General features: G+C 71.4%; 12 protein-coding genes. 6 read left to right on the top strand and 6 right to left on the bottom strand.

What is annotated here, in order from left to right:
• Positions 1 to 252 precede the first annotated feature (252 nt).
• Positions 253 to 1,140, top strand: coding sequence for an SGNH/GDSL hydrolase family protein (locus AB0I22_RS21620; RefSeq protein WP_363132461.1), 888 nt, complete (start codon positions 253 to 255; stop codon positions 1,138 to 1,140).
• Positions 1,141 to 1,164: 24 nt separating this feature from the next.
• Here the strand turns inward: AB0I22_RS21620 and AB0I22_RS21615 are convergent, their stop codons facing one another.
• Positions 1,165 to 3,621, bottom strand: a complete 2,457-nt coding sequence (locus AB0I22_RS21615; protein WP_363132460.1) for a glycoside hydrolase family 3 C-terminal domain-containing protein — start codon at positions 3,619 to 3,621, stop codon at positions 1,165 to 1,167.
• 124 nt (positions 3,622 to 3,745) lie between these two features.
• Here AB0I22_RS21615 and AB0I22_RS21610 point away from each other — a divergent pair, with 124 nt between their 5' ends.
• Positions 3,746 to 4,327, top strand: coding sequence for a helix-turn-helix domain-containing protein (locus AB0I22_RS21610; protein ID WP_363132459.1), 582 nt, complete (start codon positions 3,746 to 3,748; stop codon positions 4,325 to 4,327).
• Positions 4,328 to 4,514: 187 nt separating this feature from the next.
• Here AB0I22_RS21610 and AB0I22_RS21605 read toward each other — a convergent pair whose 3' ends face one another.
• A complete protein-coding gene (locus tag AB0I22_RS21605) occupies positions 4,515 to 5,273 on the bottom strand; it encodes an MgtC/SapB family protein (protein ID WP_363132458.1) in 759 nt (252 codons plus the stop codon).
• A 57-nt stretch (positions 5,274 to 5,330) separates the two neighbouring features.
• Positions 5,331 to 6,143, bottom strand: a complete 813-nt coding sequence (locus AB0I22_RS21600; RefSeq protein ID WP_363132457.1) for an EI24 domain-containing protein — start codon at positions 6,141 to 6,143, stop codon at positions 5,331 to 5,333.
• Here AB0I22_RS21600 and AB0I22_RS21595 point away from each other — a divergent pair.
• Positions 6,142 to 6,402, top strand: coding sequence for a hypothetical protein (locus AB0I22_RS21595; RefSeq protein WP_363132456.1), 261 nt, complete (start codon positions 6,142 to 6,144; stop codon positions 6,400 to 6,402). The genes AB0I22_RS21600 and AB0I22_RS21595 overlap by 2 nt on opposite strands.
• Here AB0I22_RS21595 and AB0I22_RS21590 read toward each other — a convergent pair.
• Positions 6,383 to 6,811 (bottom strand): organic hydroperoxide resistance protein, encoded by a 429-nt coding sequence (locus tag AB0I22_RS21590; protein ID WP_363132455.1) that lies wholly within the window; start codon positions 6,809 to 6,811, stop codon positions 6,383 to 6,385. The two genes, AB0I22_RS21595 and AB0I22_RS21590, sit on opposite strands and share 20 nt — an antisense overlap.
• Positions 6,812 to 6,870: 59 nt before the next feature.
• The gene (locus AB0I22_RS21585) at positions 6,871 to 7,887 is read right to left on the bottom strand and encodes an NADP-dependent oxidoreductase (protein ID WP_363132454.1); all 1,017 of its coding nucleotides are present in this window, start codon (positions 7,885 to 7,887) and stop codon (positions 6,871 to 6,873) included.
• Positions 7,888 to 8,008: 121 nt separating this feature from the next.
• Here AB0I22_RS21585 and AB0I22_RS21580 point away from each other — a divergent pair, with 121 nt between their 5' ends.
• The gene (locus tag AB0I22_RS21580; protein ID WP_363132453.1) at positions 8,009 to 8,440 is read left to right on the top strand and encodes a MarR family transcriptional regulator; all 432 of its coding nucleotides are present in this window, start codon (positions 8,009 to 8,011) and stop codon (positions 8,438 to 8,440) included.
• 123 nt (positions 8,441 to 8,563) lie between these two features.
• On the opposite strand, the gene AB0I22_RS21575 is transcribed toward AB0I22_RS21580, so the two are convergent.
• Positions 8,564 to 9,694 (bottom strand): hypothetical protein, encoded by a 1,131-nt coding sequence (locus AB0I22_RS21575; RefSeq protein ID WP_363132452.1) that lies wholly within the window; start codon positions 9,692 to 9,694, stop codon positions 8,564 to 8,566.
• A 598-nt stretch (positions 9,695 to 10,292) separates the two neighbouring features.
• Here AB0I22_RS21575 and AB0I22_RS21570 point away from each other — a divergent pair.
• Positions 10,293 to 11,201: an ABC transporter ATP-binding protein gene (locus AB0I22_RS21570; protein ID WP_363132451.1), complete on the top strand. Its 909-nt coding sequence runs from the start codon at positions 10,293 to 10,295 to the stop codon at positions 11,199 to 11,201.
• The gene (locus AB0I22_RS21565; protein ID WP_363132450.1) at positions 11,198 to 12,175 is read left to right on the top strand and encodes an ABC transporter permease subunit; all 978 of its coding nucleotides are present in this window, start codon (positions 11,198 to 11,200) and stop codon (positions 12,173 to 12,175) included. The genes AB0I22_RS21570 and AB0I22_RS21565 overlap by 4 nt, the downstream gene beginning before the upstream one ends.
• Positions 12,176 to 12,281: the final 106 nt, after the last annotated feature.

Genomic DNA, 12,281 nt, shown 5'->3' with positions numbered 1-12,281 from the left:
GCATCGGCCATTCTGCCCCAATGATCACTCCCGCACCAGCCAACGAGGTTACCAACAGTAAACACTATTGGGAGCAATTATCCCGAAAAGGGACAGGATGTGACGTGCTGTGATCCGAACAGTACCGGAGTACGCGCCCGAACGGGGCGGAGCCCAATTGCCACGGGAAAAACTATCGTGCGGTGACACTGCACGGGTGACGTACCGTCGGTCAAGAAGAGATATCACCCATCGGCCGGAGGGGGAACAGGGATGCGGGGCAGGACCGCACGGAGTCGCCGCCGTCTCGCACGGGCCGCCGTCGCCACCCTGACGGCGGCCCTCGCCGTCGCCGGGGCCGCCGGGTGCGACGACAAGGGCTCCACCGGCACGGGCGGCTCCGCCGCCAAGCCCACACCCAAGCCCACCCCCGCGTGGAACACCCGCCCCGCCTCCATCGCCTCCCTCGGCGACTCCATCACCCGTGGCTTCAACGCCTGTTCACCGCTGTCCGACTGCCCCGAGGCGTCCTGGGCCACCGGCACGAAGGTCGACAGCCTGGCCGGGCGGCTGCTGCCGTCCCCGGCGGCGCACAGCTGGAACTACGCGAAGACCGGCGCCCGGATGGCCGACCTGCCCGGCCAGCTCGGCAAGGCCCTCCCGCACCGGCCGGAGCTGCTGACGGTGCTGATGGGGGCCAATGACGCGTGCCGCGCGGACGTCGCCGACATGACGTCGGTGGCGCAGTACCGGGCCGACTTCGAGGTGGCGATGAAGGAGCTGCGGCGCTCGCTGCCCAAGACGCAGGTGTACGTGGCGAGCGTGCCGGACCTGAAGAGGCTCTGGGCCGAGGGGCGCGCGGACCCGCTCGGCAAGCAGGTCTGGAAACTGGCCCGGATCTGCCCCTCGATGCTCGGGGACTCGGACGCCGTGGACACGGCCTCCGAGGCGCGGCGCGGGCAGGTCGAACAGCGGGTGGCCGCGTACAACGCCGTGCTGAAGGACGTCTGCGGCAAGGACCGGCGGTGCCGCTACGACGGCGCGGTCAACGGCTTCCGGTTCACCGAGGCCGAGTTGAGCCAGTGGGACTGGTTCCACCCCAGCGAGGAGGGCCAGCGGGAGCTGGCCGCGATGGCGTACCGCAAGGTGACGCAGCCATAGGGCGGCGCGCCGCCGTGGGCCGGTTCACGCGATCGTCAGCGGTGCGCCGAGGCGGCGGTCCGCGACGCTGCGGCCCGCCTCCGCACGGTACGTACCGGGGACGAGCCGCCAGCCGCCGACCTTCTCGTCCCAGATCTCGGCGGCCCGGCGCGGCAGTTGGACGCTCACCTCGGCGCTGTCGCCCGGTTCGGCCTCGACGGCGGCGAAGCCCGCCAGGACGCGCGCGGGGCGCTCGACGGTGTCGCCGTCCGGCACCGCCAGATAGATCTGCACGACCTCGCGGCCGGGCCGCGCCCCGGTGTTGCGGACGCGGACGGTGACGGTGTCGCCGGTCACCTCGATGGCGTCGTACGACCAGTCGGTGTAGCCGAGCCCGTGCCCGAAGGGGTACGCGGGGCGCGCGCCGGACCGCTCCCAGGCCCGGTAGCCGATGAACACTCCCTCCTCGTACGGAAGTTCGCCACCCGTCGGGGTGACGCGCACGACCGGTGCGTCCGCGAGCCGGGCCGGCCAGGTGGTGGGCAGCCGCCCGCCGGGCTCCGCCGTCCCGAGGAGTACGTCCGCGAGCGCGGAGCCCGCCTCCTGGCCGGGGAACCAGCCGAGCAGCACCGCCGCGACGTCCTCGCGCCAGGGCATCTCCACCGGGGAGCCGGAGTTGACCACCACGACGGTGCGCGGGTTGACGGCGGCGACGCGGGCCACCAGCTCGTCCTGGCGGCCGGGCAGGGCCAGGCTGTCGCGGTCGAAGCCCTCGCTCTCGACCCGCTCGGTGGTGCCGACCACGACGATCGCGGCCTCCGCCGCGGCGGCCTTGGCCACGGCCTCCTCGATCAACTCCCGCGGATAGCGCCGGGGTTCGCGGTGCATCAGGCAGCAGGCGATGGCGGCGATCGGCACGTCCGGGGACTTCGGCACGGTGTAGGCGAGGCTGACGGCGACCGGTTCGCCCGCCGTCAGCTCGACCTCGCCGCGCTCCACGGGCGAGCCGAGGACCGCGTCGAAGAGGTCGCCGTTCGCCACGCCCTGCTCGCCGTCGAAGACCCTCTCTCCGTTCACGGTCAGCGCGAAGCGGCCCACCCCCTTCGTGCCGAAGGCGTGCGGGCCACTCTCGCGCGGGGTGAAGGTCCCGACGACCTCGACGGTGTGCAGCGCGTCGAAGGCGACGCCGTCGGGCAGGTCGCCCATCCACTGGACCTGGCCCGTCGGCAGGCTCCGCTCCCCCAGCACGCGCCCGGCCGCGTCGCGGCAGACGGCGCGCAGCGCGAACCCCTGGTCGGCGATGGTGATCTCGTCCCCGGACTCCGCGCCGACGGCGTAGTCGAGCACCCCCTCGGGGAGGGCGGCGAGCAGCCCGTCGAGCGGCGCGACGACATGGTCGGGGAAGACCTGCGCCGAGCCGCCGCCGAGGACGCGGACATCGCGCGCGGCGGCCCCGAGGAGGGCGACGCGGCGCACCCCGGCCGGGTCGAGGGGCAGGGCTGCGACCCCGTCGCGTACGCGATTGCGCAGGAGCACGAAGGACCGGCGGGCGATGTCGCGGGCGAGCGCGACGCCGTCGATCGCGGCGGGCAGGTCGGCGGCCGCGACCGCGGGCGGCGCGCCCTCCAGGACTCCGGCGCGGGCGGCGAGCAGCAGCACGCGCCGGACGGCGTCGTCGACGTCGGACTCGGCGGCCTCCCCCGCCCGTACGGCCGCGGCGAGCGCGGGCCCGTAGACGGTGCGCGGGCCGGGCATCGCCACGTCGAGGCCGCCGGTGAGGGCCCGTACGGTGTTCCGGGCGGCCAGCCAGTCGGAGACGAGGAAGCCGTCGAAACCCCACTCGCCGCGCAGCACTTCCCGCTGGAGGCGGCGGTGTTCGGTCATGGTGGCGCCGTTCACGCTGTTGTAGGCGGACATGACGCCCCAGGGGCGGGCCTTGCGGACAATGGCCTCGAAGGGTGCGAGGTAGAGCTCGCGCAGGGCGCGGGCGGTGACCTTGTTGTCGACGGTGAAGCGCTCGGTCTCGGCGTCGTTGGCCACGAAGTGCTTGACGGTGGTGCCGACGCCGCCGTCCTGCACCCCGGCCACGTAACCGGCCCCGATCTCGCCCGTCAGACACGGGTCCTCGCTGTACGCCTCGAAGTGCCGCCCGCCCAGCGGCGAGCGGTGCAGGTTCACGGTCGGCGCGAGCAGTACGTGCACGCCCTTGCGGCGGGCCTCCTGCGCGAGCAGCCGGCCGGCCGTACGGGCGAGGGCGGGGTCCCAGGTCGCGGCGAGCGCCGTGGGGCTCGGGAGCGCGATGGAGGGGTCGTCGGCGCTCCAGCGGACGCCGCGGACGCCGATCGGGCCGTCGGACATCACGAGGGAGCCGAGGCCGATGGCGGGGATCGCGGGCAGCGACCACATGTCCTGGCCGGCGAGCAGCCGCGCCTTGGCGTCGAGGTCGAGGCGGGCGAGCGCCGACTCGACGGCCTCTGTCGCGTCCTGAGTCACGTCGGCCACGGCCGCGCCTCCTCATCGATACCAAAAGCCCGATTAGGCGAATAATGACACTATGACCCCGCGCCCTGCCTGTAGCGCGGTAGGTGTCGTTACGTAATCGCAATACAGTTCGAAGGAGCGGCCCATGGCAGTCAGGGCACGCGGCGAGGAGCGGCGCGCGGAACTCCTCCGCGCCACCCTCGAAGTCATCGCCGAGCGCGGCTACCGGGGCGCGACGCTCGCCGCCGTCGCGGAGCGCGTCGGCCTCACCCAGCAGGGGCTGCTGCACCACTTCCCCACCAAGGAAGCACTGCTGCTCGCCGTGCTGGAGGACCGCGACCGGTGGGACACCGGCTCCGGGCCGAGCGGCGGCGCGGGCGGCTGGCCGCTCGGCCTGCTCGCCTCGCTCGTCGAGTACAACGCGATGCGCCCCGGCGTCGTACGGACCTTCTCCGTGCTGCTCGGCGAGAGCGTGACCGAGGAGCATCCGGCGCGCGGGTTCTTCACCCGCCGCTACGAACGGGTGCGCGCCGACACGGCGGCCTCGCTCCGCGCGGAGTACGGCGAACGGCTGCCCAACGGGATGCCCGTGGACGCGGTGGCGCCGCTGCTGGTGGCGGTGCTGGACGGGTTGCAGTACCAGTGGCTGCTGGACCCGGAGGCCGTGGACATGCCGGCGGCGTTCCGCACCTTCGTGGCACTGCTGGGCGAGGCGCCTCCCGCCTGAGCGCGTGGGCCGCTCGCGGCACTGCTGGGCGGGCCGTCCGTCTGAGCGTCGGGGTCGGTCGCGGCGCTGCCGGGCGGGTCGTCCGCCTGAGCGTCCAGGCCGCTCGCGGCGCTGCTCGACGAGCCATCCGCCTGAGCGTCCAGGTCGCCCGCGCCACCGCCGGGCTGACCGCCCGCCTGAACGCCCGTTACTCCGTGCTCTCCCGGTGGGACCGCAGCCCGACCTCGGAGACCCCGTCCCAGTCCGTCAGCTCCTCCACCAGCGGATGCGCGGAGCCCTTCCCTTCGAGCCGCAGCACCACGGCCGCCTGGCCGCCCGCCTCGCCCTCGGCGGAGTCCACCTGTACGTCCGTCACCAGGAACCCCCGGCTCGTGCACAGCTCCAGCACCCGCCCCAGCAGCCCGCTGCGCGTCCGGTAGGAGAGCCGCAGCTCCACCTGTTCCACGGACGGCATCGACACCATCCGCCGCGTCATCATCGGGAAGCCGCGCACCACGATGAAGTGCACCAGCGTCGCGGCGAGCCCGAGCAGCGGCAGTCCGCCGCCGCACGCCATGCCCACGGCGCAGGTCAGCCAGATGGTCGCGGCCGTCGTCAGGCCGCGCACGGCGTCGCGCCGCACGAAGATCAGGCCGCCGCCGATGAACCCGATACCGGAGACGACCTGCGCGGCCACCCGGGAGGGGTCCAGTTCGACGCCCTCCAGCCCCGCCACCGCCCCGAAACCGTGTATCGACACCTCCATGAAGAGGGCGCTGCCGACCCCCACGAGGGTGTGGGTGCGCAGCCCGGCGCTCTTCTGCCGTACCTCCCGCTCCAGCCCGATCAGGGAGGAGAGCAGGAGCGCGATCCCCAGCTCGGCGAACTGCCGGGCCCCTTGTCCGGTGCTCGCGAACAAGGGGGCGGCGAAGGCGTATGGGTCGGTGGTCAGCTGGGCGAAGGACATCCCCCTATTGTCGCCCCGCGCCGAACCGGGCCGGAACGCCACACTCCGGACGCGGCGTCAGCTCACGGGGCGGGGAGCGGTGTCGTCGGCGCCGTCGTCCGTGCTGTTGTCGGCATCGTCGTCGTCCGCCGTCGCCTCGCCCGTGAGGTCCCGTACGAGCATGGTCGCGCCCGCCACGGCGCCCGGCATCACGAAGACGGCCACCACCGGCACGAGGAAGAGCAGGGTCAGCGGCACGCCGAAGCCCCAGGCGAGCAGCTTGCGGCCGCGCAGCAGCCGCAGCCGGTCCGGCAGCGCCACGCCGCGCCGCTGGAGCGCGACGGCCGTCAGCTCCTCGGTGAGGAAGAAGCCGGAGACGCAGAAGCCGACGGCCGGGATCAGGGTCTGGCCGACGACCGGCACGAAGCCGAGCGCGAAGAGCAGTACGCCCCAGCAGGCGGCGCGGGCCAGCACGCGGACGCACTCCACGGTGCCGATCCACAGCTCGCGCCAGAGCGGCAGCCCCGATTCGTGCGCCGTGCCGCCCTCGGCGAGGTCGACCTGCTCGGAGATCGCCTCGTAGAACGGCTCGCCGACCAAGAGGGCGACGGCGGTGAAGGAGAGGAGGGCGAGGAGCAGTCCGCCGCCGAAGAAGAGCGCGGCGAGCAGGCCGCGGAAGAGGCCGAGCCAGGGCGAGGGCCAGCCGTCGGCGAACGGGGTCGCCCAGCCGATGACGTCGCCGGCCCAGTAGCCGAGCGCGACGACCGCGGCCGCGTACCCGACGAGCGTGATCAGCGCGGGCAGCATCCCGAGCCCCCACAGCCGCCGGTGCCCCGCGATCCAGCGCTGTCCCTTGATGAGATAGCCCGCCCCCGCCACAAGATCTCGCATGGCGGGCAAGCGTAGTCGCCGGTCGGGACGGCGCCGTACGGGCGACGGAGCGAACGCGATCTGTACGGACGGCGGCGCGGAGGCGGTCCGTACGGGCGACGGCGCGGGAACGGCTCGTACCGGCGGCGGCGCGGTGACGGCTCGTACGGGCGGCGACGCGGTGACGGCTCGTACAGCCGGCTGCGCGTACGACGAAGGCCGCACCCCGGGGCGGGGTGCGGCCTTCATGCGGGCCGGGGTCAGGCGACGCTCAGCGTGACCTCGATGTTGCCGCGGGTGGCGTTGGAGTACGGGCAGACCTGGTGGGCCTTCTCCAGAAGGTCCTTGGCGGTGGCCGCGTCCACGTTCGGGATGGAGCCCACCAGCTCGACCTTCAGGCCGAAGCCGCCCTCGGGGGTCTTGCCGATGCCGACCTTGGCGGTGACGGTCGAGCCGGAGATGTCGGCCTTCTCCTTGCGGGCCACGACGCCGAGCGCGCCCTGGAAACAGGCGCTGTAACCGGCGGCGAAGAGCTGCTCGGGGTTGGTGCCGGCGCCGCTGCCGCCCATCTCCTTGGGCGGGTTGACGACCACGTCGAGCTGGCCGTCGTCGCTGGCCACGCGGCCGTCACGGCCGTTCTCGGCCGTTGCGACAGCGGTGTAGAGAACGTCCACGGACTGAGTGCTCATGCTGAGATCCTCCTGCTGGTTCGCCGCGGGCACGCGTCCACGGCGGCGTACGGACGAGCCTAGTCGTCGAGGCTGACGATCATCTTTCCGGTGTTCTCGCCGCGCAGCATGCCGAGGAAGGCGTCCACCGCGCTGTCGATGCCGGTCACCACGGTCTCGCGGTACTTGAGCTCGCCGGAGCGCACCCAGGAGGAGACCTCTTCCACGAACCGCGGCTGGAGCGCCGTGTGGTCGCGGACGAGCATGCCCTGCAGACGCAGCCGCTTGCCGATGACGAGGCCGAGGTTGCGCGGGGCGGCGGGCGGCTCGGTCGCGTTGTACTGGGAGATCATGCCGCAGATGGTGGCGCGGCCGTGCAGGTTGAACGAGCTGATCGCGGCTTCCAGGTGCTCGCCGCCGACGTTGTCGAAGTAGACGTCGATGCCGTCGGGGGCGGCTTCCTTGAGCTGCTTCGCCACGGGGCCGTTCTTGTAGTTGAAGGCGGCGTCGAAGCCGTACTCCTCGGTGAGGAGCCTGACCTTGTCGTCCGAGCCCGCGCTGCCGATGACGCGGGAGGCGCCCTTGAGCTTGGCGATCTGCCCGACCTCGCTGCCGACCGCACCCGCCGCGCCGGAGACGAACACGGCGTCGCCCTCCTTGAAGGAGGCGACCTCCAGCAGCCCCGCGTAGGCGGTCAGCCCCGTCATGCCGAGCACGCCGAGGTAGGCGGTGAGCGGGGCGGCCTCAGGGTCGACCTTGGCGGCGCCCGCGGCGTCGAGCAGGGCGTACTCGCGCCAGCCCAGCCCGTGCAGGACGTGGTCGCCGACGGCGAACCCGTCCGCCTTGGAGGCGATGACCTCGCCGACCGCCCCGCCGTCCATCGGCTGGTCGAGCTGGAACGGGGCCACGTACGACTTGACGTCGTTCATGCGGCCCCGCATGTAGGGGTCCACCGACATGTGCAGGTTGCGGACCAGGATCTGTCCGTCGCCGGGCTCGGACACGGCGCTCTCGCGCAGCGCGAAGTCCTCCGGCTCCGGCCAGCCCTGCGGGCGGGCGACGAGGTGCCATTCGCGGCCGGTCGTGGGCAATGACATGAAGCGAAGCCTCCTAGTGCTTCAGTACCTGATGTTCCTGCTGTTCCAGATGTTTCAGTACCTGAAAGAACAATGCATCTGGATATTTCATGTTGTCAAGCAAAACGCTATCCTTGTCCTCATGGCCACTCGTACAGACGCACTGACCCTGGAGGTCGTCGACCTCATCGCCACCGTCGTGGCCCGCTACCACGAGGAGTACGAGGACGCGGCCGCCCAGCACTCCCTCACCGGCGCGCAGGCGCGCGTGCTGACACTGCTCGCCCGTGAGCCGCTGCCCATGCGCCGGATCGCCGTGCGGCTCAAGTGCGAGCCGTCGAACATCACCGGGATCGTGGACCGCCTGGAGGGCCGCGGCCTCGTCGAGCGGCAGCCGGACCCGGACGACCGCCGGGTGAAGCTGGCGGCCACGACGGCCGAGGGCAAGCGCACGGCCGACCACCTGAAGGACTCGCTGCACTTCGCGCGTGAGCCGCTGGCCGGGCTGTCGGTCGCGGAGCGCACGGTCCTGCGCGGGCTGCTCCAGCGGATGCTGGGCGTCGACCCGGCCTGATCGATATAAACCGGACCGGACTGGACCGGAGCGCGACGGAGCCCCGGACGGCGATCGCCCGGGGCTCCGGTCTGCCTGAAGCGCCGCCCGCCGCTCGGTGACGGGCGGCCCTCAGACGCGTGATCAGCGCGCGGCGGGCGCGGCCAGCCGCTGCTGGTAGTAGATGGAACCGAAGAACGTCCCCCTGGCGCCGGTGAGATACAGCGAGCCGTCCTTGGCGGTGGTCAGCTCGTGGACGCCGAACATATACGGCTCCAGCCCGTCGACCTGCTCCCAGGCGGAACCGGTCCAGCGGACCAGCTTCTGATTGCCGGAAAGCCCGGCATAGAGCTTTCCGTCATAATTGGCAAAGGATTTGGCCGTTACCGCTTCCTTGCCCGGAACATCCCGGTGGGTCCAGCTCTTGCCGTCCCAGTGAATGACGTACGCACCGGTCCGCTTGTCTCCCAGGCCCCGCTCGTCCCGGACGGTCCCGGACACCCATACGTCGTTCGGCCCGTTACTGATAACACTGTCGAGGTAAGTACTCACCTTCGGGATCGAAGGCACCGGAATTCGCGTCCACTTGGTGCCGTCGTAGTGCATGACGAGCCCCTGGTGATTGTCGTTGGCGACCCCGCCGGCGTCGGTGGCGCCCACGGCCCAGATGTCGTTCTCCGACTTCACCTGGAGAGCGCCCAGATAGCCCTCCACATCGTCGAACTTGGTGGTTTTCCACGTCTCGCCGTCCCAGTGGTTCACCGTCGGCACGATCGCGGTGTCGACCCGGGTGTCGCCGACGCCCCAGAGGCTGGTGCGGCTGACGGCCTTGGCGGCGAGGATCTCCACGCTCTTCGCGTCGGGGCTGAGGTTGGCCGACCACTTGGCGCCGTCGTAGTGGTTGACCTGCCAGGTGGTGCCGTCACCGCCGTCATGACGGCCGATCGCCCACAGGTCGTCGGGGGAGGTGCCGGTCACCGTGTCGGCCACGCCCTTGGCGGGCAGCTTCAGCTCCGTCCAGGCCGTCCCGTTCCGCTGCCACAGCCGCTGGTCGAAGTCGCAGTCGCCGCACTCTCCCTGCCTGGTGGTGACGACGGAGTTCTGCCCGTCGAACGGGAGAATGGCCGCGGCCGCGTTCTTGACGGGCTGGGGCAGTGTCTCCCAGACGGGCGGCGCCGCCGCGTTCACCGGCGAGGCGGCCAGGGCCACGCCCACGACGGCCACGGTCAGCAGCGTTGAGGCGGCGCGCCGCCCACGGGAAGTTCGCGTGATCATGTGTCCTCCGTTGTCGTTCGTACAGCACCCCGGATCCACGCCGTGCGTGAATTCATGTGCGCCCGCGCGGCGTCGGCGGATCACCCCCGCACCGGGAGGACCGGGGCCTCGACCGGGTTTTCGGAGAATCCACGCCCGGGACCGAACCTCACCACAGCTTTCCCCCAATGGTCGCGCGGCGACGCCAACGGCGGCCGCGCAAAGCCGAGTCCGAGAACTGCCGGGAACATATCACTTCATGATCCCGGCAATTGGGGCTCTTCGGCGGACTATTCCATTCCGCACTCGGCACGTTGACGCGATATCGCTAAACGGAATCCGATCCGCCACCGCGGACTATTTCATTCCGATCACGCCAAGCGGCACAATTCCGGTCGAATAAAGGCCGGTGCCGCCCCCCGTTCACCCGGTTCGCCCCGAGGACGCTCCTCGCCCTTCCCGAGGCGGAACCCGCGCGACCCCCACCCCTCCGGTCACGTGACGTCGGCCACACCTCACTCCGCGTCGCCCCCTCGGGCCCGTATTGACACCCCGCCCGCCCGGCCTTCACTATTCATTCCACTAGGGGACTAGCTAATTAGCAAGGTAGGGAGAGCGTGTGACTGACGCGATCGAGGCGCGCGGGCTCGGCAAGCGGTACGGCCGCAAGTGGGCCGTGCGGGACTGCTCGTTCCGGCTGCCGGCCGGCCGGATCTGCGGGCTCGTAGGACCCAACGGCGCGGGCAAGAGCACGCTCCTCGGCATGGCGACCCGGCTCGTGCAGCCCACGGAGGGGACGCTGCACCTGTTCGGCGTGCCGGTGTCCAGAACGGCCGTGCTCGCCAAGAGCTCGTTCCTGGCCCAGGACAAGCCGCTGTTCACGCGGTTCACCGTGGAGGAGACCCTGCGCATGGGGCAGGAGCTGAATCCGACCTGGGACCAGGAGCTCGCCGAGCGGATCGTACGGGCGGGGAACCTCTCCCTCCACTCGCGCGTCGGCACGCTCTCCGGCGGCCAGCGCACCCGCGTGGCGTTCGCGCTGGCCTTCGGCAAGCGCCCCGAACTGCTGCTCCTGGACGAGCCGATGGCCGACCTGGACCCGCTCGCCCGCCACGAGATGGCGGGCCTGCTGATGGCCGAGGCCGCGGAGCAGGGCACGACCGTGCTGATGTCCTCCCACATGCTCTCCGAGCTGGAGACCATGTGCGACTACCTGGTGGTCGTCGCGCAGGGCCGGGTCCGGCTGGCCGGCGAGGTCGACGCGCTGCTGCCCGCGCACTCCCTGGTGACCGGCGCGCAGACCGACGACGGCGTTCCGCCGCGGCTGGCCCAGCACACCGTCATCGAATCCCACACCGTCGGCCGCCAGTTCACGGCCCTGATCCGCCCGGAGGGCAAGGTCGGGAACGACTGGCGGATCAGCACACCCACTTTGGAGGAAGTCCTGTTGGGGTACTTGCGGGCGCCTGACGCCCCGCCGCTGCTGACGCCCAGCGCCCGTGTCGAGGAGCAGGGAGCGGCGGCATGAGCACGACAGCACCGGCACGCACCGGGACCACACCCGCCAAGCGGCGGCCACGCGTCCTGCACGGACTCGTCTGGCTGGTCTGGCGCCAGCACCGGATCGCCTTCTGGCTCCTCATCGCGGCGGGAGTCATCGGCTCCGCGGTGATGATCTACCAGCGCACCGGGCTGGTGGACCTCCTGCACCACTCGGGGAAAGGCGACGGCAACCAGTCTTTTCACAGCCTCTACGACTCGCTCTTCCAGGACGCGTCCGAGTCGCTGCAGTCCCTGCCCGCCCTGATCGGCGTCTTCCTCGGCGCCCCGCTGATCGCGTCCGACCGGGAGAGCGGCACCGCGCAGCTGGTGACCACCCAGGCGACCGGCCGCGACCGCTGGATCGCGACCAAGCTCGGCATGGCGGCGGCGATCACGCTGGTGTGCACGGCGGCGCTCGCGGCGGCCTTCACCTGGCTGTGGAAGCCCGCGCGCCTGCTGGTCTCCAGCGGCGACTGGCTGGGATCCGACGTCTTCGACGTCACCGGACCGATGCCCGTGGCCTTCTCGCTGCTCATGCTCGTCACGGGCGTCGCGATCGGCATGCTCCTCCGGCGGGCGATCGCCGCCATGGCGCTGACCCTCGTCGTCGGCTTCGCGGTGCAGATCGTGTGGGACTACGTACGGCCGATGCTCGCGAGCCCCCGCGTGCTCACCTTCCCGTTCGACAGCGACGGCATCGACAAACTGCCCTCGGGCGCGGTGCAGATCGACAACTGGATCTCCACCGCCGACAACAAGCTCTACGGCTTCGGCACCTGCGTCGGCGACGCGCACCCGGACGCCTGCCGGGCCAAGCTCGGCATCGTGAACAACTACGTAGAATACTTCGGCTACGACCAGATGCAGGGCATGCAGTGGCTGGGCGCGGGAATCCTGCTGGCGCTGGCGGCGGCCATCACCGTCTTCATCCTGTGGTGGGTCCGACGCAGGCCGATGTGAGTACGGATGTGAGTACGCCAGGGCGTGCGGCGAAACAGGCGGCGGACGCATCCGGCGCGCGGGAAGAGATGGAGAGGGGGCGCTAGTGGTCGAGTTCCGTATCGAC

Origin of the sequence: Streptomyces sp. NPDC050610 (assembly GCF_040654875.1) — a bacterium.
Lineage (GTDB): Bacteria > Actinomycetota > Actinomycetes > Streptomycetales > Streptomycetaceae > Streptomyces.
Note: the sequence above shows the minus strand (reverse complement) of the source record. Positions and strands in the feature narration are given on the sequence as shown.